The sequence below is a fragment of the Aeromonas sp. FDAARGOS 1414 genome, from assembly GCF_019047065.1.
Lineage (GTDB): Bacteria > Pseudomonadota > Gammaproteobacteria > Enterobacterales > Aeromonadaceae > Aeromonas > Aeromonas veronii_A.
On record NZ_CP077210.1, the window covers coordinates 2,944,578 to 2,967,890 of the forward strand.

General features: G+C 58.1%; 25 protein-coding genes and 12 tRNA genes. 8 read left to right on the plus strand and 29 right to left on the minus strand.

The window, feature by feature from the left end; genetic code table 11:
- Positions 1-10 precede the first annotated feature (10 nt).
- Positions 11-397, plus strand: a complete 387-nt coding sequence (gene msrB, locus I6L44_RS13090) for a peptide-methionine (R)-S-oxide reductase MsrB (RefSeq protein ID WP_042079988.1) — start codon at positions 11-13, stop codon at positions 395-397.
- 74 nt (positions 398-471) lie between these two features.
- Here msrB and chrA read toward each other — a convergent pair whose 3' ends face one another.
- Entirely contained in the window at positions 472-1,638 is a 1,167-nt protein-coding gene (gene chrA, locus I6L44_RS13095) for a chromate efflux transporter (RefSeq protein WP_216952051.1), read from the minus strand.
- A gap of 67 nt (positions 1,639-1,705) precedes the next feature.
- Entirely contained in the window at positions 1,706-2,152 is a 447-nt protein-coding gene (locus I6L44_RS13100; RefSeq protein WP_064339420.1) for an NUDIX hydrolase, read from the minus strand.
- 206 nt (positions 2,153-2,358) lie between these two features.
- Here I6L44_RS13100 and I6L44_RS13105 point away from each other — a divergent pair, with 206 nt between their 5' ends.
- Both I6L44_RS13105 and I6L44_RS13110 read left to right on the plus strand, forming a co-directional pair.
- Positions 2,359-2,586 (plus strand): hypothetical protein, encoded by a 228-nt coding sequence (locus tag I6L44_RS13105; RefSeq protein WP_216952052.1) that lies wholly within the window; start codon positions 2,359-2,361, stop codon positions 2,584-2,586.
- Positions 2,587-2,731: 145 nt separating this feature from the next.
- Positions 2,732-3,049 (plus strand): hypothetical protein, encoded by a 318-nt coding sequence (locus tag I6L44_RS13110; protein ID WP_202005344.1) that lies wholly within the window; start codon positions 2,732-2,734, stop codon positions 3,047-3,049.
- 131 nt (positions 3,050-3,180) lie between these two features.
- Here I6L44_RS13110 and I6L44_RS13115 read toward each other — a convergent pair whose 3' ends face one another.
- Both I6L44_RS13115 and I6L44_RS13120 read right to left on the minus strand, forming a co-directional pair.
- A complete protein-coding gene (locus I6L44_RS13115; RefSeq protein WP_005304871.1) occupies positions 3,181-3,657 on the minus strand; it encodes an Lrp/AsnC family transcriptional regulator in 477 nt (158 codons plus the stop codon).
- A 311-nt stretch (positions 3,658-3,968) separates the two neighbouring features.
- Entirely contained in the window at positions 3,969-4,592 is a 624-nt protein-coding gene (locus tag I6L44_RS13120) for a metalloregulator ArsR/SmtB family transcription factor (RefSeq protein WP_201902512.1), read from the minus strand.
- 106 nt (positions 4,593-4,698) lie between these two features.
- Between I6L44_RS13120 and I6L44_RS13125 the strand changes: the two genes are divergently transcribed.
- Both I6L44_RS13125 and I6L44_RS13130 read left to right on the plus strand, forming a co-directional pair.
- Positions 4,699-5,928 (plus strand): MFS transporter, encoded by a 1,230-nt coding sequence (locus tag I6L44_RS13125; RefSeq protein ID WP_216952053.1) that lies wholly within the window; start codon positions 4,699-4,701, stop codon positions 5,926-5,928.
- A 110-nt stretch (positions 5,929-6,038) separates the two neighbouring features.
- Positions 6,039-6,857 carry a Cof-type HAD-IIB family hydrolase gene (locus tag I6L44_RS13130; RefSeq protein ID WP_216952054.1) on the plus strand — a complete coding sequence of 273 codons (819 nt, stop codon included), beginning with the start codon at positions 6,039-6,041 and terminating at the stop codon, positions 6,855-6,857.
- A gap of 51 nt (positions 6,858-6,908) precedes the next feature.
- Here I6L44_RS13130 and I6L44_RS13135 read toward each other — a convergent pair whose 3' ends face one another.
- On the minus strand, positions 6,909-7,472 hold the full coding sequence (locus I6L44_RS13135; RefSeq protein ID WP_216952055.1) for a DUF2799 domain-containing protein: 564 nt from the start codon (positions 7,470-7,472) through the stop codon (positions 6,909-6,911).
- Between the two features lie 206 nt (positions 7,473-7,678).
- Between I6L44_RS13135 and I6L44_RS13140 the strand changes: the two genes are divergently transcribed.
- Both I6L44_RS13140 and I6L44_RS13145 read left to right on the plus strand, forming a co-directional pair.
- Complete coding sequence (locus I6L44_RS13140; RefSeq protein WP_216952056.1) at positions 7,679-8,518, plus strand: isopenicillin N synthase family oxygenase; 840 nt, start codon at positions 7,679-7,681, stop codon at positions 8,516-8,518.
- A 211-nt stretch (positions 8,519-8,729) separates the two neighbouring features.
- Entirely contained in the window at positions 8,730-10,043 is a 1,314-nt protein-coding gene (locus tag I6L44_RS13145) for a sodium-dependent transporter (protein WP_201938701.1), read from the plus strand.
- Positions 10,044-10,046: 3 nt separating this feature from the next.
- Here I6L44_RS13145 and I6L44_RS13150 read toward each other — a convergent pair whose 3' ends face one another.
- Positions 10,047-10,766 carry an ABC transporter substrate-binding protein gene (locus tag I6L44_RS13150; protein ID WP_139478275.1) on the minus strand — a complete coding sequence of 240 codons (720 nt, stop codon included), beginning with the start codon at positions 10,764-10,766 and terminating at the stop codon, positions 10,047-10,049.
- 421 nt (positions 10,767-11,187) lie between these two features.
- Here I6L44_RS13150 and I6L44_RS13155 point away from each other — a divergent pair, with 421 nt between their 5' ends.
- Positions 11,188-12,501: a sodium-dependent transporter gene (locus I6L44_RS13155; protein ID WP_216952057.1), complete on the plus strand. Its 1,314-nt coding sequence runs from the start codon at positions 11,188-11,190 to the stop codon at positions 12,499-12,501.
- 327 nt (positions 12,502-12,828) lie between these two features.
- On the opposite strand, the gene I6L44_RS13160 is transcribed toward I6L44_RS13155, so the two are convergent.
- From I6L44_RS13160 to I6L44_RS13270, 23 genes are all read right to left on the minus strand, one after another.
- Positions 12,829-12,904, minus strand: a tRNA-Val gene (locus I6L44_RS13160).
- Between the two features lie 17 nt (positions 12,905-12,921).
- Positions 12,922-12,997, minus strand: a tRNA-Lys gene (locus I6L44_RS13165).
- A gap of 25 nt (positions 12,998-13,022) precedes the next feature.
- A tRNA-Val gene (locus I6L44_RS13170) sits at positions 13,023-13,098 on the minus strand.
- A 16-nt stretch (positions 13,099-13,114) separates the two neighbouring features.
- Positions 13,115-13,190, minus strand: a tRNA-Lys gene (locus tag I6L44_RS13175).
- A gap of 25 nt (positions 13,191-13,215) precedes the next feature.
- A tRNA-Val gene (locus tag I6L44_RS13180) sits at positions 13,216-13,291 on the minus strand.
- 16 nt (positions 13,292-13,307) lie between these two features.
- Positions 13,308-13,383 (minus strand) — tRNA-Lys (locus tag I6L44_RS13185).
- A gap of 24 nt (positions 13,384-13,407) precedes the next feature.
- Positions 13,408-13,483, minus strand: a tRNA-Val gene (locus tag I6L44_RS13190).
- Between the two features lie 17 nt (positions 13,484-13,500).
- Positions 13,501-13,576 (minus strand) — tRNA-Lys (locus I6L44_RS13195).
- A gap of 25 nt (positions 13,577-13,601) precedes the next feature.
- Positions 13,602-13,677: transfer RNA gene (locus I6L44_RS13200), tRNA-Val, on the minus strand.
- 16 nt (positions 13,678-13,693) lie between these two features.
- Positions 13,694-13,769, minus strand: a tRNA-Lys gene (locus tag I6L44_RS13205).
- 24 nt (positions 13,770-13,793) lie between these two features.
- Positions 13,794-13,869, minus strand: a tRNA-Val gene (locus tag I6L44_RS13210).
- 31 nt (positions 13,870-13,900) lie between these two features.
- Positions 13,901-13,976 (minus strand) — tRNA-Lys (locus I6L44_RS13215).
- A gap of 174 nt (positions 13,977-14,150) precedes the next feature.
- The gene (ybgF, locus tag I6L44_RS13220) at positions 14,151-14,948 is read right to left on the minus strand and encodes a tol-pal system protein YbgF (protein ID WP_216952058.1); all 798 of its coding nucleotides are present in this window, start codon (positions 14,946-14,948) and stop codon (positions 14,151-14,153) included.
- Between the two features lie 158 nt (positions 14,949-15,106).
- A complete protein-coding gene (pal, locus tag I6L44_RS13225) occupies positions 15,107-15,631 on the minus strand; it encodes a peptidoglycan-associated lipoprotein Pal (protein ID WP_005313284.1) in 525 nt (174 codons plus the stop codon).
- A 49-nt stretch (positions 15,632-15,680) separates the two neighbouring features.
- The gene (gene tolB / locus I6L44_RS13230) at positions 15,681-17,006 is read right to left on the minus strand and encodes a Tol-Pal system beta propeller repeat protein TolB (protein ID WP_216952059.1); all 1,326 of its coding nucleotides are present in this window, start codon (positions 17,004-17,006) and stop codon (positions 15,681-15,683) included.
- Between the two features lie 95 nt (positions 17,007-17,101).
- Entirely contained in the window at positions 17,102-18,232 is a 1,131-nt protein-coding gene (gene tolA, locus I6L44_RS13235) for a cell envelope integrity protein TolA (RefSeq protein ID WP_216952060.1), read from the minus strand.
- Between the two features lie 5 nt (positions 18,233-18,237).
- Complete coding sequence (tolR, locus tag I6L44_RS13240; protein WP_005335733.1) at positions 18,238-18,684, minus strand: protein TolR; 447 nt, start codon at positions 18,682-18,684, stop codon at positions 18,238-18,240.
- Positions 18,684-19,373: a protein TolQ gene (gene tolQ, locus I6L44_RS13245; RefSeq protein WP_005343213.1), complete on the minus strand. Its 690-nt coding sequence runs from the start codon at positions 19,371-19,373 to the stop codon at positions 18,684-18,686. Before tolQ ends, tolR begins: the two co-directional genes overlap by 1 nt.
- Positions 19,363-19,770, minus strand: a complete 408-nt coding sequence (gene ybgC / locus I6L44_RS13250; RefSeq protein ID WP_005343212.1) for a tol-pal system-associated acyl-CoA thioesterase — start codon at positions 19,768-19,770, stop codon at positions 19,363-19,365. The genes tolQ and ybgC overlap by 11 nt, the downstream gene beginning before the upstream one ends.
- Before the next feature lie 105 nt (positions 19,771-19,875).
- Positions 19,876-20,187, minus strand: coding sequence for a cyd operon YbgE family protein (locus tag I6L44_RS13255; RefSeq protein WP_041202810.1), 312 nt, complete (start codon positions 20,185-20,187; stop codon positions 19,876-19,878).
- Positions 20,174-20,290, minus strand: a complete 117-nt coding sequence (gene cydX / locus I6L44_RS13260; RefSeq protein ID WP_005304933.1) for a cytochrome bd-I oxidase subunit CydX — start codon at positions 20,288-20,290, stop codon at positions 20,174-20,176. Before cydX ends, I6L44_RS13255 begins: the two co-directional genes overlap by 14 nt.
- Positions 20,291-20,304: 14 nt before the next feature.
- Positions 20,305-21,441 carry a cytochrome d ubiquinol oxidase subunit II gene (gene cydB, locus I6L44_RS13265; protein WP_005335741.1) on the minus strand — a complete coding sequence of 379 codons (1,137 nt, stop codon included), beginning with the start codon at positions 21,439-21,441 and terminating at the stop codon, positions 20,305-20,307.
- A gap of 11 nt (positions 21,442-21,452) precedes the next feature.
- Positions 21,453-23,009 carry a cytochrome ubiquinol oxidase subunit I gene (locus I6L44_RS13270; RefSeq protein WP_005343211.1) on the minus strand — a complete coding sequence of 519 codons (1,557 nt, stop codon included), beginning with the start codon at positions 23,007-23,009 and terminating at the stop codon, positions 21,453-21,455.
- Positions 23,010-23,313 lie beyond the last annotated feature (304 nt).

Below are 23,313 nucleotides of genomic sequence, written 5' to 3' on the forward strand. Positions count from 1 at the left end.
AGGAGTCGGTATGAGCAGTAACAATCCGGAACAGTGGCGCAGCAAACTGACCGCCGAGCAGTTTCACGTCTGCTGGGAGAAGGGCACCGAGCGCCCCTACAGCGGCGCCCTGCTCCACAATCGCAAGAGCGGCGACTACCTCTGTGTCTGCTGCAAGAGCGTGCTGTTTCACTCAGGAGCGAAGTTTGACTCCGGCTGCGGCTGGCCCTCGTTCGACAAGGCCATCGAGGGGACGGTGGAGTACACCGAGGACAACAGCCACGGCATGAAGCGGGTGGAGATCACCTGCCGCCAGTGCGGCTCTCACCTCGGTCACGTCTTCCCCGATGGACCGACCGAGACCGGCCAGCGCTACTGCGTCAACAGCCTGAGTCTGGATTTCGAACCCGAGGTCTGAACGGTTTACCCATTGCAATAAAAACGGCGCCTCCGTTATGGAGGCGCCGTTTTTTTATCGGGATTTCACCGGCTTCACGCCAGCAGGATAGCAGCCATCACCAACAGGGCCGCGATGGCCGGCACCGGCAACTTCAACACCCGCAGCAGATAAAAGCCGATGGCCGCCAGCGCAAGATCGGTCGGCGCCAGCACCGCACTCTGCCACACCGGCTGATAGAGGGCCGCCAACAACAAGCCCACCACGGCGGCGTTGATTCCGGTGACGGCCCCCGCCAGACGGGGCCGGGCCAGCCACTGTTGCCAGCAGGGGCCCACCGCCCAGAGCAGCAGAAAACCGGGCACAAACAGCGCCATGGTCGCCAACAGGGCCCCGATCAGCGGCATTTCGGGTTGCAGCTGGGCGCCAAGATAGGTGGCAAGGGTAAACATGGGGCCCGGCACCAACTGGGCCAGGCTGTAACCGGTCAGAAACTGCTGCTCGTTGAGAGTGTGTCCCACGCTCTCTTGCAGTAGCGGCAACACCACATGGCCACCGCCAAACACCAGACTACCGGCGCGATAGAAGTCGGCAACCAGCTGGCCAAGCGGGCTACCGAGCAGCGGCAGACCGATAAAAAGGATGCCAAACATCAGCAGGGTAGGCCAATGAGGCTGACTGCTGGCGGCAGAAGGTAGCTCGGCGGAGGCTGGCACACTACCCGCCCCGCTCTGGCTGCGGGCGCAGATCAACGCCGCTCCCGCCAGCATCAACAGTTGAGTCAGCAGACCGGGCTGCCACCAGAGTGCGGCAGCGGTCACCACCATAATCCCTTGGGTCATTCCAGTGGCACAGAACTGACGACTCATGGTGAACACCGCATCGGCCACCACGATAAGCGCCAGCAGCTTGAGGCCGTGCAAAGCCGCATCGAGCCACAGATTGCTGCCCAGCTGGCCGATGCCGATCGCGGCCGCCAGTAGCAGCAGAAATGAGGGCAGCGTGAAGCCAAGAAAAGCTGAGAGCGCCCCGCCCAGACCGGCGCGATGACGACCGATGGCGAAACCAAGCTGGCTGGAGGCGGGCCCCGGCAGCAGTTGGCACAGCGCCAGCAAGCGGGCAAATTCGGCCTGTGTCAGCCAGCCAAGCCGCTGGACGAAGGTGCGCTGGAAATAGCCGATATGAGCGGCCGGACCACCAAAGCTGATGCAGCCCAGCCATAAAAACTGAATAAATACCTGTCCCACGCTCTTCTCCCTCATCCCTCTTCTCCCGATGGAGAGGGGATATTATGACAGCGCGATGATCGTTTTATGACAATCAGACTGATTAGGCCGACACCATGGGCATATCACCCGGCAAATAGCAGCGTCCCGCCAGCCAGCAGGCGATGGACTGACGGCTGGCGTCGAAATGGGGCTCGGGCAACGCGCGCGGATCGCACCAGACCCAGCCTTCGCACTTCTCCGGCTCCAGCAGTTGCGGCTCACCATCGGCCTTAGCGTGCAGCGTCACCGAGATATAGTGCAGCCCGCTCTCGCGCCATGTCTCCAGATTGTTGGTCACCGCCACCACCTCGGGCCCGTGGATCTCAAGTCCGGTCTCCTCGGCTACCTCGCGGATCGCCGCCGACTCGAAGCTCTCCCCCAACTCCAGATGACCACCCGGGATCGACCAGTAGGGGGCATGGCTCCCTTTGCGTTTGCCAAGCAGCACCTGGCCTTGGGCGTTGGTCAGGATGACGCCGACCCCGACGCGGGGATAGAGAGTGGACATGAAAACGCTCCTTCAATCAGGCAATAAAACGGCCTCACCTTAGGCCCAAGGAGGGCACAGGGCAAGCCCCGGCTGCACGGCACCTGCGGCCGTCAGTGGTCCCCCCCCTTGCCCCTTAACCGGTTATCACTGATGCTGGGGAGTGAAGCCCGGATGGAGAGGTCATCCCCATCCTCTCAGTCCCCCATTACCCCGAGGAGTCCGCCATGAAAAAATTGCTCCCCCTGTGCGCCCTGCTGCTCACGGCTTGCCAAACCACGCCGCCCCCCAACTCGCTCGCCATCGATGATGCCGACGCCTGGCAGGCCATTTGCAAAGATGGCACCCGGGTTCGCGCCGTGGTGGCAGAGGGGATCTGTGGGGATCATCGTGGGGTAGCCATGTGGACGAATAAGCCAAGAGAGGAACGGATGGCAGAAGAAGCCGCCAAATAGTGTGATCTAGACACCATAAAATGACACTGCCGGCCAATTGGCCGGATTTTTTCGCGATCTCGCCAGCACTTTGCCACCTTGTTCATGGTGCGCTCAGTTTTCTGTTCCCATACTGGCCCTACAGTTCCAAAAGAGGAGAGACAAGATGCAAACATCCATCGTCGGGCTCTCCATTCTGTGGGGGCTAGCCAGTTTTGGTGTTCAGGGGGATTTCATCGAGAGCCGTGATTCCGTTGCGCCATCCTGGCAAGCCGAGTCCAGAGTGGAGATGGAAGGTTATCTGATTGAATCGCTTGGCGAAGATCGCTGGCTGTTCGACAACGGCAGCGAGAGCCTGCTGGTCTCACTGCCCGAGGGGCAATGGGTGCCGACCGGCGAGCGGCTGCGGGTCAGCGGCGAACCGCTGCAGGAGCAGAGCGGCTGGCTGCTGCAGGTGGCAGACATCAGCCAGGTCAGCGTCTGACAGCGGCAGTCGCCCCGTCACCGCGACAGCTAATCCAGACCCGATAACCACTACCGAATAACCAAGAGCGAATAGCAAAAGAGGAGGCCAGTGGCCTCCTCTTTCTGTTTATATAAGCGGCTTGCGCGGGCTCACCCCAGATGGTTGAGCGGTAGTGCCGTCTTGTGCTTGATGCGACGCAGCACGAAGCTGGAGCGCACCCCGGTCACCCCCGGAATATGGGTCAGCTTGTCCAGCAGGAAGTGCTGATAGTGCTCCATGTCGCGCACCACCACCTTGAGCTGGTAGTCGGCATCATTACCGGTGATGAGATCACACTCCAGCACTTCGGGCAGTTCGCTGATGGCGCGATCGAAGTTTTCGAACCGCTCGGGCGTGTGTCTGTCCATGGAAATGTGAATGTAGGCGGTGAGGGTGAGGCCAAGCTGGCGGGCGTTGAGCAGAGTAACGTGGGTGTCGATGAGACCGGCATCCTCCAGCGCCTTGACCCGGCGGGAGCAGGGGGACGGCGAGAGCCCGACCAACTCGGCCAGTTCGAGATTGCTGATGCGGCCATTCTCCTGCATCAGCTCGAGAATATGTCTGTCTATGCGATCAAGTTTCAGCATCTACCCTTCCTCGTTGCAATGACTAATCCACTTTTCCTAGATTAAGGGTGAACTATTGCAAAAACAACCGAAATAAGTGGTTACTTTGCAACCACTCACCGGCACGGGAGGGATACTATGGTTACATCTTCCGGTGGCAAAGCAGATACCTGACCGGGTCTCTGCGGTGAAGGACCTTACCGGGTCAAGAGCCCCATCAGCCGTCTTACCTTATCGGGAAACGACGGGCTGGAACGAGAGAACCCCCTCCCCGAAGGCAACAAAGCAGGCATCCCGGCGCCTGCTTTGTTGTTTTTGGGCGTTTGACGAAATCAGAGCGCGGGCGGCGTGATGCGATAGAGGCAGCGATGCGCCCCCTCCAGCAGATATTGCTCCCGCTCCACCGTTGCTGGCGCCAGCAGCTGGCGAAACAGCGCCAGTTCGCTGCGACAGAAACCGCGGCAGGTGCGCGCCGCCGCACAGATGGGGCAGTGGCTCTCCCACAGCAGCCAGCTGCCATCCTCTTCGCGGCGGATCTCCGCCATGTAGCCCTCGCGAGTACGCAGCTCCTTGAGCGCCGCCAACCGGCCAGAGAGGCCATGGGACCCCAGCGCCTCCTGATAGCGAACAAGCATCTGCTGCTCCCGCTGCTGGATCAGCCGTTCCATCCCCTCCTCGCCAAACAGCTCGCGCACGTTGTCGATCAGCTGCACGGTCAGGTCGCTATGGCTATCGGGGAAGCGCTGCCAGGCCTGCTCGGTGAGCTGCCACAGCCGCACGGGACGACCGCGCCCGCGGGCCTCGTCGCTGAATGTGACCCACCCCTCCTGCTCGAGCGTGAGCAGGTGCTGGCGGGCGCCCATGGAGGTCATCTGTAACTGCTCCCCCAGCGCGGCGGCGCTCTGCGGGCCATGGCTCTTGAGCAGAAACAGGATCTTGTCGGTGCTTGCGTTCATGGTCTCATTATGGGGATCGCCCTTTATTAAATCAACAATTCACTTTACTTAATCCCATCTATGAATCAGCATAAATAAACCAATAACTTTACTTAATGGGTGCGACATGGAGAAACACGGGCACAAAAATCCCCTCTGGGTGCTGGTCATGACGGTCACGCTGGCAGTTGCAGGTTTCAGTCTCCCCTCCCCGGTGTTGGCACCCTTGCTGCTGGATCCGGCCCACGGCATGCTGACGCCGGATGCCTCCGACTGGAGCCGCAAGGTGTGGCTGGGGGTCATCATGGGGCTCTATCCCCTGTTCCAGCTGGTGGGCAGTCCCTGGCTCGGTCGCCTCTCCGACCGCTATGGCCGCAAGCCACTGCTGTTGCTCTCGCTGGCGGGGGTACTGGCAGGCTATGCCCTGATGGCACTCGGTATCGCCTGGCGCTCCCTCCCCCTGTTGCTGCTCAGCCGGGTGGTGGAGGGGCTGTGCAACGGCAACATCGCCATCGTGCAGGCGATGGCGGCGGATCTCGCCGGCAAGGAGCACAAGACCCGCAGCTTCGCCTGGATCAACATCGGTATGAATCTGGGCTGGGTCGTAGGGCCGATGATCGGGGGCTACGCCGCGGTGATCTCGGGGGATTACAGTCTGGCCGCCTGGCTGGCGGTAGGAATGACCCTGCTCAACCTGCTGCTGGTCTACTGGTTGATCCCCTATCGTCCGCCGGTGGCGGCCGCCCGGCAGGCCCCGACCCTCTCCAGCCGCCAGCTGTTGCTGCAACCGGCCCTGCTCCCCTACTTCGCACTCACCCTGATCAGCTATGGCGCCGTGCAGCTCTATTTCACCTACTTCAATATCTGGCTGGTGGAGAGGCTGGCCTGGGATCCGGCCCAGCTGGCGCAGGCGGCGGTGCTGGTGAGCCTGCCCATGATGGCGGGCTCCTGGCTCGGCTCTCGCATCGCCCGCCACTGGCGCGGCAGCTCCCTCGGGATTGTCGGCCATCTGGTGATGGCGAGCGGCATGCTGCTCTTTATCCTACCCGTGCACTGGTGGGGACTGGCGCTTACCTTCGTTCCCGCTGGCATCGGCATGAGTCTGGGGGAGCTGGCCACCTCGGTGGCGATCTCCAACCGCAGTCACCCGGAGCAACAGGGGCAGGCGATGGGGCTCTACCGCGCCCTCGCCGTGGGCAGCGAGATCCTGGCGGTGCTGCTCGGCAGTCTGGTGCTGCTGGCCGGTACCGAGTGGCCCTTCTATCTCGCCACCCTCTGCTCCCTTGCCAGTGCCGCCGGTTTCTATCTGCTGCGCCGCCGTGCCGACCGTCGTCAACAGCTGGCCAGCTGCACCTGAGCCACGAAGGGATCACAGTTCGGCGCTTCGGCCGCGGGCAAGACTTGCATCGGGGCGCCGGGTCTGGGACGGTAAAGCTCTTTACGGATTTGTTCGATGCTGGAGGAGCTATGAGTGAGTACAAGGCCATCGCGCTCGATATGGATGGCACCCTGCTGACCCGGGATCACAAGATCTCGTCGGCCACCCGGGCAGCCCTGGCGCAGGCCCGCGCCCACGGCATCAAGGTACTGCTGGTCACGGGGCGCCACTACATGACGGCGCGTCCCTTCCACCACGAGCTGGCCCTCGATACCCCCCTCATCTGCAGCAATGGCGCCTATCTCTATGATCCGGTGCAAAACCGGATCCTCAGCGGCGACCCGCTGGCGACTGCCCCGCTTACCGAGCTGCTGGCCGCGGTCGAGGCACAGCAGATGGGCGCCCTGTTCCACCTGAGCGAGGGCATTGGCTACATCGGCTGCGAAGAGCATGTCACCCGCATCCGCCACTGGTCGGCCAATCAGCCGGACCACCTCAAGATCGCTCTCCACCCGGTCGAGGAGCTGGCAGGCTGGCTCGACAACCCGGTCTGGAAACTGGAGCTGTTCAATCAGGATCCGGCGCGCCTGCACACCTTTATGGGCGAGGTGGTCGAGCAGATGCCCTTTACCCGCGACTGGGCGGCCCCCTATGCGGTAGAGCTGGTACAGCCCGGTTGCAGCAAGGGCAACCGGCTGGCCCAGTGGGCAGCCAGCGAAGGGATTGCGATGGAGCAGGTGGTGGCGTTTGGGGACAACAACAACGACATCAGCATGTTTGAGCAGGTAGGGCTGGCGGTGGCCATGGGCAATGCGGCCCCGCAGATCCAGAGCCATGCCCACCGGGTCACGGCCGACCACAACGAAGATGGTATCGCACTGGCACTGCAGCGCTGGGTACTGCCCTGATCTGACAAGATGCAACATGGCCAGCACGCGGGCTGGCCATGAAGAGAGGGATTAACCGCCGAAGGAGAACTGGATCACCCGATCCGGATAGCGCAGACGGTTGTACTCCCGGCGCAGGGATTCGTAGTGGCGAATGGCCCGATCGCGCTTGGCGCGGTAATAGTCACGCTGTTCCGTGTTGGTTTCGTTGCGGATGCTGCGCTCCAGCGTATCGATATCACGCTCGGTACGCTCCAGCTCGTCGCTGATCTCCCGCAGGCGGGCAGCCAGTTTGTGCTCTTCGTAGCCACGCTGATACTGCTTGAGGAAGCTGGCGTCATTGGGGCATACCCCCAGATAGGCCTGCCCCTCCTTGCCCTTGCTGTAAGCCAGCTCGGGAATGCAGTAGAGCTCCAGCCCCTTGTCGTAGCCCCGTTTCCACTCGGCTTCATCCACTTTGAGGCCATATTCGCTGCAAGACGAAACGTAATCGCGGGTCGCCTGACGGGTTTTGCCTTCCGATCCATCCTGATAACCCAGGTTGTACCAGCTCATGGTGCGGCACTCATCTTCTGACAGGGCACTGCATCCCGCCAGCAATACCGGCAGGGTCAGCAACAGGATTTTGGGGGACATGAACAGACTCCGGAAAAGATAGTGACCGGCATTCTAGAGAGGATAAAAGGCCATAACAAGGGATGCGCTCCCGTGCGGTCTGGCGCGGTTTATTTGATGTTTTTGTCACTATTCAACGCAGTGCCAGACGGGCGGCCAACCCGCTTTCCTTGTTATCAGGTGCAAGGTAAACTGCGCCATCTTTTAACTGGCGCGCAACAAAAACAATGAAAGTCCTGACCGTCGATTACCGCTCACCCGATGCGGCCCAACGCTTCACCGAATCCCTGCGAACCACCGGCTTTGGCGTGTTGACCAACCACCCCATTCCGAAAGAGCTGGTGCAGTCCATCTACGACAACTGGTATCGCTTCTTCATGAGCGAGCAGAAGCAGGATTTCCTGTTCAACCGCGAAACCCAAGATGGCTACTTCCCGCCGTCGGTCTCCGAGGTGGCCAAGGGCCATAGTCAGAAAGACATCAAGGAGTACTTCCACATCTACCCCTGGGGCCAGATACCGGAAGAACTGAAGGAGCAGGCGATGGAGTACTATCGCCTCGCCAACGGTCTGGCCGCCGAGCTGCTGGGCTGGGTGGAGCAGTACACCCCGGCCGATATCGCCGCTCACTACAGCGGCCCCCTCTCCTCGATGATCGAAGAGAGCCAGAAGACCCTGCTGCGGGTGCTGCACTACCCGCCGTTCGATGGCACCGAGGAGCCGGGCGCCATCCGTGCCGCCGCCCACGAGGATATCAACCTGCTCACCATTCTGCCCGCCGCCAACGAGCCGGGGCTGCAGGTGAAGGGTTCCGATGGCGAGTGGATGGATGTGCCGTGCGACTTTGGCACCCTCATCATCAACATCGGTGACATGCTGCAGGAGGCCTCTCGCGGCTACTACCCTTCCACCACTCACCGCGTCATCAACCCGACTGGTGGCAATGCCGCCAAGTCACGCATCTCCCTGCCGCTGTTCCTCCATCCGCGCCCGGATGTGGTGCTCTCCGAGCGCCATACCGCCCACAGCTACCTGATGGAGCGGCTGCGGGAGCTCGGGGTGATCTAGTCCACCGACGAGCCATTGTCAGAGACCAAACCGGAGCAATCTCGCTCCGGTTTTTATTTGGTGGCAGGATTGGGCAAAAAACAGAATTAAATTAGCCAATCGTGCCAATAAATCGCATTTATGCCTGATAACCGTCGTAGTGATTGCGCCGTGACCTCCGTAACATGAGCGCCATTCTGCCCCTGCCCAGGGGCGCTCGATTGGAGTTCTTATGAAGCAGTCCCAATGGTCATCCCGACTCGGCTACATCCTCGCCGCAGCGGGTTCCGCGGTCGGTATCGGCGCAATCTGGAAATTCCCCTACGTCACAGCCGTCAACGGCGGCGGCGCCTTCCTGCTGGTCTTTCTGCTGTTCAGCTTCACCCTGGGGGTTGCGGTACTGATGGGGGAGACCCTGCTCGGCAGCATGAGTCGCCGCGGGGTAGTCGGTGCCTTCTCCGATCTGCTCGGCAAACAGTGGCGATGGGTTGGGGTAATGGGGGTGATCTCTACCCTGCTCATCTACTGCTTCTACAGCGTGGTGGGCGGCTGGACGCTCGGTTATACCGGCATGGCCCTCTCCGGTCAGCTCAACCATGGGGATGCGGCTGCTCTCACCGCCCGCTTCAATGACTATGTCAGCGGCGACGTCTGGCCAATCCTCACTCACCTGCTGTTTGCCGCCCTCACCTGGATAGTGGTGCAAGGCGGCATTCAGAAAGGAGTGGAGCGCACCTTGCGCTGGATGATGCCGGCCCTGTTCCTGATGATCCTGATGCTGGTCGCCTTTGGCCTCACCCTGCCCAATGCGATGGCGGGAGTACGTCACTTCCTGATGCCCGACTTCAGCAAGCTGGGGATGTCCGGCGTGCTCGATGCCATGGGGCTGGCCTTCTTCTCCCTCTCCATCGGTCTGGGCATTCACACCACCTACGGCGCCTATCTGCCGACCAGCGAAGGGGTTGGTCGCTCCAGCCTCTGGGTGGTGCTGCTGGCCAGCATGGTGGCGGTACTGGCGGGTTTGATGATTTTCCCGGTGCTGGCCTCGACCGGTATCGACCCGGCCTCCGGCCCCGGCCTCACCTTTATGACCATGCCGGCGGTATTTCAGCTGTTGCCCTTCGGTCAGGTGCTTGAGGTGATCTTCTTCGCCCTGCTGGTCTTTGCGGCACTCTCTTCGGCCATATCCCTGCTGGAGCATTTGCAGTGCTTCCTGTGCGAGACCTGGGGCTGGTCACGCCGCACGGCCTGCAGCGCCATCACTGGATTCGTCATGGTTAGCGGTGTTCCGGTCAGCCTGTCGTTTGGCCCGCTGCAACACGCCACCCTGTTTGGCAAAACCATCTTCGAGCTGCTGGACTTTGTCACCTCCAACCTGATGATGCCGCTGTTCGGCCTGATGCTGACGCTGCTGCTGGGCTGGAAGCTGGGACGCAAGGCGCTGCCGCAGGGGATTGCCAGCCACTGGCATCACTTGCTGATGAACTGCTGGCGCTGGATTGCCCCCTTGCTGATCGGCGGGATCTTGATTCGCGGTCTGGTGTGACGGTTACTCTTCACGGGCGGGCTCATCGGCCCGCCCCTGGGCGGCTCTGACGGCATCCAGGGCATGCTGCCAGCGGGTGATCTCGGCATCATCCGTTCCCTTGGAAAAGACGATATAGAGACCGGCCTGATGGAGCAGTACCCCACTACTGACAATGCTGCGCCGGGATAACCCCATCTTGTCGAGGGTGGCCTCCATCACCAGCTCCGCCATCGGCAAGGCATCGATCTTGCCCAGCATCAGCCGCTCTATCGCCTCCCCGACCGTCTTGTAGCGCACCAGATTGGTGTAGCCCTCATGGGTCAGCCGCACATCATCGGCATTGCCCAGCACTACCCCCACTCTGGGCAGATCTCGCAGCTGCGCCAGCGAGGTCAGCGGATGGCGACTATCCGGCGCCTGATAGATAAAGACCCGATTGATAAAGAGCGGGCCAACCCATTTGAAATGGGACTCCCGCTCCGGGAGCCGCTGTACCACGAACAGTCCATAACCGGGCTCGACCCGTGCCAGCGCCAGCGCCCGCTTGAGCGGGTAAATCCGCACCGGATAACGGGTGCCAAGCTCCTCCTGCACCTCATCGATCAGGCGAATGGCAAATCCGTCGAGCTTGCCATCGCGGTATTCGGTAAAGGGGGGTAAGTCGTGACTCAGCAGGGTTAATCCGGGCTGCGCCGACACACTCAGGCTGATCAGTAACCAGGGCAACACCATCCATCTCATACGGCATCCTGTCTCATCGTTGTTCCCGTCAGCGCCATGTCGCGGTCCCTAGTTCCAGAAGAAGCTACGTCGATTATCGCCCAGTAAATAGCCACAAGGTAGAAAAGATACGGCCCGGCAACGCGCTCGCCAATTGCAGTCAGAGCGGTGACAGCGGCACACATAAAAAATTTTTTATTTTATGTGTCAATTATTCTTTCCATGGTTTAGGCTGTTTCCTCATTCATAAGTCAGGTTGTCACCTCATGTCTGCCATCCTCGTGCTGTTTGGTCGATTTTTTAGCTCGCAAGAGAGGTGACCTGGCACGCACAGTTTTTCTGAATGTTCATTGCAAAGGTCGCCTCAGGCGGCCTTTTTTATGGTCTGTCGTTTATTGCTACTCAGGAGTATTGCTTCGATGTCGTGTTACCCGGAGGTTGTATGAGCCAGGTTCAGTGGTCTTCCCGTCTCGGTCATGTGCTGGCCGCAGCAGGCACAGCGATTGGCCTTGGTGCCATCTGGAAGTTTCCCTATGTGACCGCCACCAATGGCGGTGGCGCTTTTCTGCTGGTGTTTCTGTTGTTCAGCTTCACCTTGGGGGTAGCGGTACAGGTCGGCGAAACCCTGCTCGGAAGCCATAGCCAGCGCGGGGTGCTCGGCGCTTTTCGCAAACTGATGGGGCCGAACTGGCGCTGGATGGGGTATATGGGGATCGCCTGCGGCTTCTTTATCTACAGCTTCTACAGCGTGGTCGGTGGCTGGACCGTGGGTTACGCCGCGCTGGCGATGGCTGGCAAGCTCAACCTGAACGAAGGAAGTGCCCTCACCGCCCTGTTCAACGGCTATGTCAGCAACCCCTGGTGGCCGGTGCTGACCCATCTGATCTTCGCAGGCCTGACCTGGTGGTTCGTGCAGGGGGGTATTCAGAAAGGGGTGGAGCGGGCACTGCGCTGGATGATGCCCGCGCTCTTCATCATGATGCTGCTGCTGGTGGGGGTCGGTCTCTCCATGCCGGGCTCCATGGCGGGTGTGCGCCAGCTGCTGCTGCCGGACTTCTCCATGCTGACCGGCCAAAGCGTGCTGGACGCGCTGGGGCTGGCCTTCTTCTCCCTCTCCATCGGACTCGGGGTACACACTACCTATGGCGCCTACCTGCCCAATAGCGAAGGGGTGCTGCGCTCCGGGGTCTGGGTGGTCACACTGGCAAGCCTTATCTCGGTGCTGGCGGGCTTGATGATCTTCCCAGCGCTGGCCTCCACCGGCATCGATCCCACCGCGGGCCCAGGACTCACCTTTATGACCATGCCAGCCGTGTTCAGCCATCTGCCGTTCGGTCAGGGGCTGGGGGTAGTCTTCTTCCTGTTACTGCTGGTGGCGGCGCTCTCCTCCTCCATCTCCATGCTGGAGCATCTGGTGCGCTTCACCACCGAGGAGTGGGGCTGGTCGCGCCGTGGCGCCTGCCGGGTGTTGACCCTGCTCATCATGGCCTCCGGCATTCCGGTGAGCCTGTCGTTCGGCCCATGGAGCGATCTGACCCTGTTTGGCAAGACCATCTTCGAGTTGCTCGACTATCTGACCTCCAACCTGATGATGCCGCTGTTTGGTCTGGTACTGACCCTGCTGCTGGGCTGGCGCCTGGGTGATGCCATTCTCCCTGTGGGCCTGTCACCCGCCCTGCGTCTGGCGCTGCTCTGGTGCTGGCGCGTGGTGGCGCCGCTGCTGATCAGCGGGATCCTGATCCGCGGGATCATGTAGCACCTTGCGCATCTTTGCGGGCAGGCCTTGGCCTGCCCTTTTTATTGCTGGCGTTTGCTTTATTACAGGCGTTCATATGAGCAGCATCACGATGGACAGGAGTGCAGTCGGGCAATCTCGGAAGAGCAGGATGAAGAAGGGTCGGAGTGGCAGAGTGGCAGAGTGGCAGAGTGGCAGAGTGGCACAATAAGAGGTGGCGTTCGGCTCGCCACACCGGCAACAGAAGAAGTTGAAGTACTGAATTGCGGGCAAAAAAAATCCCCATCTGAGTGGGGACTTTCTCAGCAACTGAAGCTGAAGCTGATATCTCAGCTTCGCTTGCGAATATGGTGGTCGTTACTGGGATCGAACCAGTGACCCCCTCCTTGTAAGGGAGGTGCTCTCCCAGCTGAGCTAAACGACCTGGGATTCTTGAAATGATGGTGGGTCGTGCTGGATTCGAACCAGCGACCAATTGATTAAAAGTCAACTGCTCTACCGACTGAGCTAACGACCCATCTAAATCATTTTTACTTACAAACTGGTGGTCGTTACTGGGATCGAACCAGTGACCCCCTCCTTGTAAGGGAGGTGCTCTCCCAGCTGAGCTAAACGACCTGGGATTCTGAAATGATGGTGGGTCGTGCTGGATTCGAACCAGCGACCAATTGATTAAAAGTCAACTGCTCTACCGACTGAGCTAACGACCCATCTAAATCATTTTTACTTACAAACTGGTGGTCGTTACTGGGATCGAACCAGTGACCCCCTCCTTGTAAGGGAGGTGCTCTCCCAGCTGAGCTAAACGACCTGGGATTCTGAAATGATGGTGGGTCGTGCTGGATTCGAACCAGCGACCAATTGATTAAAAGTCAACTGCTCTACCGACTGAGCTAACGACCCATCTAAATCATTTTTTCTACAAACTGGTGGTCGTTACTGGGATCGAACCAGTGACCCCCTCCTTGTAAGGGAGGTGCTCTCCCAGCTGAGCTAAACGACCTGGGATTCTTGAAATGATGGTGGGTCGTGCTGGATTCGAACCAGCGACCAATTGATTAAAAGTCAACTGCTCTACCGACTGAGCTAACGACCCATCTAAATCATTTTTTTCTACAAACTGGTGGTCGTTACTGGGATCGAACCAGTGACCCCCTCCTTGTAAGGGAGGTGCTCTCCCAGCTGAGCTAAACGACCTGGGATTCTGAAATGATGGTGGGTCGTGCTGGATTCGAACCAGCGACCAATTGATTAAAAGTCAACTGCTCTACCGACTGAGCTAACGACCCATCTAAATCATTTTTTCTACAAACTGGTGGTCGTTACTGGGATCGAACCAGTGACCCCCTCCTTGTAAGGGAGGTGCTCTCCCAGCTGAGCTAAACGACCTGGGAATTCTGTCTCCACCGAGTGGAGAAAATGGTGGGTCGTGCTGGATTCGAACCAGCGACCAATTGATTAAAAGTCAACTGCTCTACCGACTGAGCTAACGACCCTCACCACGACCAGTTCCGACTGCATTACTGCTTCGGCTCTGACGGCGGCCTATATTACGGATTTAAATTTCCGGTGCAACAGAAAATTCGTAATTTAAATCCGTTTGCTCACTGTGCGTACAAATGCAGGCTGTTTTTACAGTAGCGTTACGAAAACAGTGACATACAGCAATGTTACAGCTTGGCCAGACTCTGTTTGGCCAACTGGGCTGGCGAGGTGTTGGGATAGCCCTTGATCACCTGCTCATAGAAGGATTTGGCTTCCGCCTTCTTGCCATCCAGTTGCGCCAGCATACCCAACTTCAGCAGCGCATCGGCTCGCTTGGGGGATTTGCTGTATTTGTTGGCCACGGTCGAAAACTGGGCCGAGGCACCGGCTCTGTCACCCTTGTTGAACAGCAACTGGCCGAGCCAGTAGTGTGCATTGGGAACATAGCCCGAATTGGGGTACTGCTTGATGAAGCCCTGGAAAGCCGGAATCGCTTTGTCGTAGTTCTTCTCTTTGAGCACCATGTTGACCGCTGCGTCGTAGGCCTGGTTCTCATCCTGATTGGTTGAGTAATTGGCGGCAGCAGCCGGTGTAGCAGCAGGGGCCGGGGTGGCTGGAGCAGCTTGCTGGCTGCTGGCAACCTTGTCGAGCTCCTGGTAGAGCTGACGCTGGCGCTCTTGCGACTGTTCCATCTGGTAGGTCTGCTGCTCCAGCTGACCACGCAGCTCGGAAACCTCACCTTGCAGGGAGTCGACCTGTTGCTGCAATTCAGCTTGCAGTCGCAGACGGGCATTGAGGGTGCGCTCCAGCAGGGCAACCCGATCTTCCAGGCTACCGGTGGGCACGATGGCGCCGTTGTTGCCGCTAAGGACAACCCCACCACTTGAGTCACCGCCCAGATCGCTGACCGGTGCCGCAGCTTGCGCATTCAGAACAACCATTACGGCCAGCGCAACGACAGCTTGCTTGTACACAGATTTCATTCGGATCAAACCTTAGCGTTTAGTACAGATAAAACGGCCAGCGCCATCGTCGCTCGCATATACAGATTTCATTCGGATCAAACCTTGGCGTTTAGTGCAAATAAAACGGCCATCGAAATGGCCGCTTGCATATAAACGAACTTCGTTCGGTTTAAACCTTAGTAAACCAGAACCGCGCGGCGGTTTTTGGCAAAGGCATCCTCGGTGTGAGACAGATCCAGCGGCTTCTCTTCGCCATAGCTGACGATGGAGAGCTGCTCGGCCTGCACACCCAGGGTTTGCAGATACTTGGCAACAGCCTTGGCACGACGCTCGCCCAGAGCAATGTTGTACTCGGGAGTACCGCGCTCATCGGCGTGACCTTCGATCAGGACTTTCACGCTCGGGCGCTCGCGCAGGTAGCTGGCGTGGGCATCCAGCAGATCAGCGTACTGACCCTGGATATCGTAACCGTCGAACGGGAAGTAGATCACGTTGTCACGCTGCAGTGCTTCGAACTTCTGACGCATCTGCTCTTCCGGGGACAACATGCCGTTGGCGCCGCCGGTTTGTACACCGCCCATGCCGTCGGTCATACCTGATTCAGCGCCAGCGGCGTCGGAATCAGAAGAAGAACTACAAGCGGCCAGGGTGAACAGTGGCAGTGCGATGGCCAAACCCTTGAGCAGTTTATTGAGTTGCATGCTATTTCCTTAAACCTTTATAACAAAACAAAAAACAATTGGATTTTTATCAATTCAAGAAGGGCGACCAAGCTGGTGCACGAATTTCACCGCTACTGGTCGGAAGCACAGCCTTGAAGCGACCATCAGTCGACACCAACGCAAGACTCTTACGACCCTGATAGATGGTGGCATAAATGATCATGCTGCCATTGGGAGCCACACTTGGCGACTCATCCAGAGCACTCTGGGTCAGGACCAGCAGGGCATTGTTTTCCATGTCCTGACGGGCAATACGATACTGTCCCTGAACACGGGTCACCATCACCATGATTTTGCCATCAGGAGTGATGGATGCCCCCTGGTTGGATTCACCTTCCCAAGTCATCCGGCGAGTCATACCAGTCGCCAAATTTACGCTATAAATCTGGGGTTTGCCACCACGTTCAGAGGTGAACAACAAATTTTGCCCGTCCGGCATCCAGGAGGGCTCGGTGTCGATCACGCGGCTGGTAGTGACGCGGGTAAGCTGCTTGCTAGCCACATCAACCACATAGAGGTTGGGTGAACCATCTTTGGAGAGAACGATAGCCAGACGACGACCATCAGGAGACCACTCAGGGGCCCCGTTAATGCCACGGAAACTGGTGATCAGGCTGCGCTGCTGGGTGTAGATATCCTGCACATAGATTTCGGACTTCTGGTTCTCGAAGCTCACGTAGGCCAGCTTGCTGCCATCCGGTGACCAGGAGGGAGACATCAACGGCTCGCGAGAGCGCAGCAGAGTCTTCTCGTTGTAACCGTCGTAGTCAGAAATGCGCAGCTGGTACGGGAACTGGGTACCCTGCTGTACGGAGACGTAAGCCAGACGGGTCAGGAAGGCACCGCGCTCGCCAGTCAGACGCTCATAGACGATGTCGGAAATACGGTGGGCAAACTGGCGCATCTGGGCACCCGGGATGGTCGCCATACGGCTATCCAGGATGTAACCGTTCGCCTCGCCGCCTTGTGCCTTGGCCAGCTGACCCTTCAGCACATCGACCAGCTCGAAGTTGACCTTGTAGGTGCCGTCACCCACCGCCGAGATGGAACCGACGACTACGGCCTCAACCCCTTGAGCGGCCCAGGGTGCGAAGTTGATCTCGCTGCTGCTGCTCGGAGTCTGCGGCATCTGGCCACGGGCCAGCGGCTTGAATTTGCCACTGCGCATCAGGTCGTTGGAGACCACTTCCGCGATGTCCTGCGGCAACTGCCCGTTGCCTTCCCACTTGAAGGGGGCGACGGCGATGGGGCGTGCGCTATCAATACCGCCGGTGATGACGATGTCCAGGGCCGCCTGGGCACTCTGGCCCAGCAACAAACAGCCAACCAAAGCAAAAAATACTTTTCTGATCATGGCTTAAATACTCGGTTCCAATAAAGATGAGAGGTTAAATTCCTTTCTCGGCGAGAGGTTGCCAACCGGAGGCAAGCAACCTCGTTTTATCACGCTTAGATACTCGGTTCTAACTTCAGGTTAAATTCCTTCAACATCTCGAATGCCGCAGGATCCTTGGGCACTGGCAGTTGATTGGCTTTCAAGACAGCCGCCTTACCCGAACGACAGACCGCCGGGTCACCCTGGCCGTTATCTACCGATATGACAAAGCCACTGCTCGCAAGACGTACGCCGATAGTACATGTTTTGCCCCGCATGGTGGGATCCAAAATCATATACCGCTCAACAGTGGCCTTGATGAGCGCCGCATACTTGTCGACCTCACCTTGTACCGCTGCAGAGGCAGCCTGGCTGCGGGCATTGGCTTCAGCCGCCAGCTGCTGCTGCATCATGGCTTCCATCTCTTTTTGCAGTCTGGCCTCCTCGGCCGCTTTGCGTTTGCGTTCTGCCGCGATCTTGGCCTGCTTCTCGGCTTCAGCCTTGGCTTTCTTCTCTGCGTCAGCTTTTGCCTTTTTGGCTGCCTCTTCCTTGGCCTTCTTCTCAGCCTCGGCTTTGGCTTTTTTCTCAGCCTCTGCCTTGGCTTTCTTCTCTGCCTCAGCCTTGGCCTTCTTGTCAGCTTCCGCTTTCTTGGCTTTGGCCTCCTCGGCTTTAGCCTTCTCTTCCGCCTGTTTTTTCTCGAGCTCTTTCTTTTTCTTCAGCGCCAGTGCCTTGGCCTCTTCAGCAGCCTTGCGCTCGGCTTCCGCCTTCTTGGCCTTCTGCTCTTCCAGCTTGCGGGCCTCCTCGGCTTTCTGCGCCTTCTCTTCCGCCCGCTTCTGCTCGGCAACTTTTTTCTGCTTCTCAGCCTCGGCCTTGCGGGTCGCCTCTTCTGCTTCTTTCCGCTTGGCCTCGGCAATACGCAGCCGTTCCTGCTGCTGGGCTAGTTCGCGTTTGGCAAGATCCGTGTCTTCCTTATCCTTCTCTTTCTCTACCTTCTGCGGCTTGGGCTGAGCTTTCTGCTGCTGGATCTGCTTGGCCTGCTCGTTGAGGAAGTTCTCATCAAGCATGACGGCATTGACGATCTGCCCCTTCGATTCGGGTCGTTTCGGTTTGCTGAAATCGAGCCCGACAAACAGGATGATGCCGATGATCAGGTGCAGCAGAAACGACGCGATGAGATAACCGGAAATACCACGCTTCACATCCATCTCCGTTAGTTCACCGGATCTGTCATCAGGCCAACCTGAGGCACACCCGCATTCTTGAGGGCCACCATCAACAGGATCACCTCTTCGTAGCGCACGGCCTTGTCACCCGCGACCACCACGGGGGCATTCTGGTTGATCGCCAGATAGCCCATGGCTTTTTCGGTGATGTATTGCTGCATCGCCTCTGGCGTGCCACTTGGCACCGGCTCGTCATCGGCTTCGCCAGCCTTGATGACATACTCGCCTTCGGTATTGACGCTTACGATGAAGGGCGGCTTGGCATCTTCCGGCAACTGCTCGGACTCAGCCTGCGGCAGATCCACCTTGACCCCTTGCGTGATCACCGGCGTGACCGCCATAAAGATGATAAGCAGCACCAGCATGACGTCGATATAGGGAACCACGTTGATCTCGGCCACCTTCTTGCGCCGGATCCGCTGATAGGTTTGCATTACTGATCACCCTGCTGCTGAGCAATTTGACGGTTCAGAATGGTGGTGAACTCGTCCATGAAGTTGGCGTAGGCGTTCTCCAGCCGCTCGACCTTGTTGGAGAAGCGGTTGTAGAAGATTACCGCCGGGATAGCGGCAAACAGACCCATGGCGGTCGCAATCAGCGCTTCCGCGATACCCGGTGCCACCATCTGCAGGGTGGCCTGCTGCACCTGACCCAGGGCGATAAAGGCGTTCATGATCCCCCATACGGTACCGAACAGACCGATGTAGGGGCTGATGGAGCCGATGGTCGCCAGCACCGGCAGGTTGGATTCCAGATCATCCACCGCACGGGAGAGGGAGACGCGCATGGCACGGTAGGTACCATCCATCACCGCATCCTGACCACGGGCCCCGGCCTTGAGCAGGCGGGCATACTCCTTGAAGCCGGAGTAGAAGATATCTTCCATGCCTTCGATATCATCGCGGCGGGAAGAGGACTCCTGATAGAGGCGATTGAGATCGACCCCTGACCAGAAGCGATCTTCAAACTGTTCCGATGCGAGATTGGCCGCCTTGATCGCCTTGGAACGCTGGATAATCAGCGCCCAGGAGACAATAGACATGCTCATCAGGGTGATCATGACCAGTTTTACCAACAGGCTGGCTTGCCAAAACAGGCCAATAAACGAAATTTCAGCGTGCACTTAACAGCACTCCCTTGATTTTTTCAGGTATAGCTACAGGTTTCATTTGCGGATGACTTACACAGGCTATCTGTACCAAAGCCTGGGTGACGAGTCGTCCATCAGCCGCCAGGATCTGCTGCGAAAAACGCAGGGATGCGCGTTTCACTTCAATCACTTGCGTTAATACATTCAATAGTTCATTAAAACGGGCCGCCGAGCGGAAATCGATCTCAGTTCGGCTCACCACGAAGGCATATCCCTCCTGCAGCCAGACGTCCTGTTCGACCCCTTTGGCACGAAGAAACTCGGTGCGAGCACGTTCCATAAACTTGAGATAATTGGCGTTGTAGACGATGCCCCCGGCATCGGTGTCTTCGTAGTAGACACGTACCGGAAACTCAAAGACTTCCCCCATAACAATCTGTGATCCATTCGACAGTCAGATGGGGGGCTATCATAGCGCAGGGCTGAATAGGAAAGAAGCAGGGGGAGACAGGGAAATCCTGCCTCCCCCCGTTTTTTATGAAAGGAAATATGAATGTGTCAGCCAGAGGCCATACAACAAACTGGGCCAGGCGAGCCAGGGGTTGAACAGCACACGTCCGGGCAGGCTTTTCAGATGAAAGCCAAGCCCGTTAAGTACGCCACAACAGACGGCCCACATCAGCCAGGGAGCAAGCCAGAGACCATGCTCGCTGGTGTTGGCCGCGATCAGATTGGGGGCCTGTAAAATAGCGACGGCCAACAAGGCCGCCGCGAGTAACATCAACCCCTGCCACGGCTGCCGCTCCAGTGGAGCGGCCAGCCTGGCGAGTCGATCACTTGTTTTCATCGATCTGACGATCCATGTTCTCGGTGTGTTCCAGCCACAGCGCATTGATGATGCCAAATGCACAGGCCAGCAACAGCCCCAGGATCCAGGTGAAATACCACATTGTCAGCGCACCTCTTAATAGAGAGATTGTTGGTTATCTTCGATGTGCTTGTTGGTTACCCGGCCAAACATCTTGATGTAAGTCCAGATGGTGTAACCCAGCACAATCGGTACGAAGATCGCTGCAGCCACAGTCATCACCTGCAAGGTGTTGAAAGAGGCGGTAGCATCCCACATGGTCAGGCTCAGTGACGGCTCAAGGCTTGAGGGCATCACGAACGGGAACATGGAGAAACCGGCAGTGAGGATGACCCCGGCAATCGCCAGCGAGGAGCTGGTAAACGCCAGCCAGCCGATGTTCATGCGGGCAAACAGCGCAGTCAGCAGGCTCATGGCCAGACCCAGTACAGGGGCAGCCACCATCCACGGATAGAGGGTGTAGTTGTTCATCCAGGCACCAGCCTGCAGGACAACTTCCTTGTTCATCGGGTTGGATACTGCGTCAGTCGCGGCAGCCTTGACGATGACATACCCTTCCATACCGCTTACCCACCAACCCGCGGCAGCAAACAGCACCAGGGTCAGCAGTGAGCAGATCATGGCGGCAGTACGGGAACGTGCCAGCACTTCCCCGTCGGTCTTCATCATCAACCAGGTTGCGCCCTGGGTGAGCAGCATGAACAGGCTCACCAGACCAGCCAGAATGCCGAACGGGTTAAGCAGGCCGAAGAAGTTGCCGTGATAGGTCAACATCATGAACTGGTTAAACTCGAACGGAACGCCTTGCAGCAGGTTGCCAAAGGCCACACCAAAGACGATGGGCGGTACGGCGCTACCGGCGAACAAGGCCCAGTCCCAGTTGCTGCGCCATTTTGCATCAGCACGCAGCGAGCGGTACTTGAAACCGACCGGACGCAGGAACAGCGCCATCAAGGTCAGGATCATGGCGATGTAGAAGCCGGAGAAGGTCGCGGCATACACCATCGGCCAGGCGGCGAACAAGGCGCCACCGGCAGTGACCAGCCAAACCTGGTTACCTTCCCAGTGCGGCCCCATGGTGTTGAGCATCACGCGGCGCTCGACATCTTTCTTGCCGACGAACGGGAGCAGTGCGCCTACCCCCATGTCGAAGCCGTCAGTGATGGCAAAACCGATCAGCAGTACGCCGACCAGAGCCCACCAGATGACACGCAGAGTTTCGTAATCAAACATGGTCGCTCTCCTTATGCCTTGATCTGTTCAAAGTGATACTTGCCAGTCTTCAGGCTGCTGGGGCCAAGACGGGCATACTTGAACATCAGGTACATCTCGATAACCAGAAGTACGGTATAGAACAGGCAGATACCGATCAGAGAGAACCAGATCTCGGCTGCAGGCAAGTTGGATGCAGAGAGGGAAGTCGGCAACACCTCTGCAATGGTCCACGGTTGGCGACCATATTCGGCAACAAACCAGCCAGCTTCGATGGCGATCCACGGCAGCGGGATACCCCACAGCAGAGCCTTGAGCAGCCACTTGCGCTTGCCGATCTGGTGACGGGCACTGTCATAGAAGGCCATACCAATCAGTACCAGCATCAGCATGCCGACGGCAACCATGATGCGGAAGGCGAAGAACAGCGGCAGAACCTGCGGGATGGAGTCATCCACGGCGGCCTTGATCTGCTCGTCGGTAGCATCGGTCACATTGCTGGTGTAGCGCTTGAGCAGCAGACCGTAGCCCAGATCCTGCTTCACTTCGTCGAAGCGAGCGCGGGTCTCGTCAGACTTGTCACCGGATTGCAGCTTGGTCAGCAAGTCGTAAGCGGTCATACCGTTACGAACGCGCAGTTCGTGCTCGCTCTTCAGATCCTTCAGACCGGTTACCTGACCGTCCAGAGAACGGGTAGCGATAATGCCCAGTGCATAGGGGATCTTGATGGCGTAGTCGGTGCGCATCTCTTCCTGATTCGGAATACCGAACAGGGTAAAGGCGGCCGGAGCAGGTTCAGTCTCCCACTCGGCTTCGATAGCGGCCAGTTTCACCTTCTGCACTTCACCGGTTTCGTAACCGGATTCGTCACCGAGGATCAGCACGGACACGATGGAAGCCATACCGAACGCAGCGGCAATGGCGAAGGAGCGACGGGCAAACGCCACATCACGATTCTTCAGCAGGTAGTAGGAGGAGATACCCAGCACAAACATGGCGCCACAGGTATAGCCAGCCGCCACAGTGTGGACGAACTTGACCTGAGCAACAGGGTTGAGCACCACGTCAGCGAAGCTCATCATCTCCATCCGCATGGATTCGAAGTTGAACTCGGCACCGACCGGGTTCTGCATCCAGCCGTTGGCGACCAGGATCCAGAGGGCGGAGAGGTTGGTACCCAGCGCCATCAACCAGGTGGCAGCCAGATGCTGATGCTTGCTCAGACGATCCCAACCAAAGAAGAACATACCGACGAAGGTGGACTCCAGGAAGAAGGCCATCAGCCCTTCGATAGCCAGCGGGGCCCCGAAGATATCGCCGACATAATGGGAGTAGTACGCCCAGTTCGTCCCGAACTGGAACTCCATGGCCAGACCTGTGGTGACCCCCAGGGCAAAGTTGATACCAAACAACTTACCCCAGAATTTGGTCATGTCCCGGTAGATGGTGTTGTTGGTCATCACATAGACGGATTCCATGATCGCCAGGAGAAAGGCCATTCCCAGCGTCAGGGGTACAAACAAAAAGTGATAAAGGGCCGTCGCAGCGAACTGGAACCGCGATAGGTCTACCACATGCTCAGCAATCATGATGTTTCCTCACCGATTATTGGCACGGCTATTTTAAGTTTTAAGCACAAAGCTTCCGTTGGGGGTTATCGAATGGGCCCCGTTGAGACGGATCACAACAAAACACTTTCAGTAACCACCAATATTAACAACAAGGCAACGCGAAAACACAAACAAAGCTAATGTTTAACAATTAAAAAACAATAAGCTTCAATTTATTCTCGCTCATTATGACCGGGTTTTTATATCACCTTTATTTGATTGAAATCAATGTAAAAGGACCCGCCATACATGGCTTTCAAAGCCATGTTTAATCTATTTCACG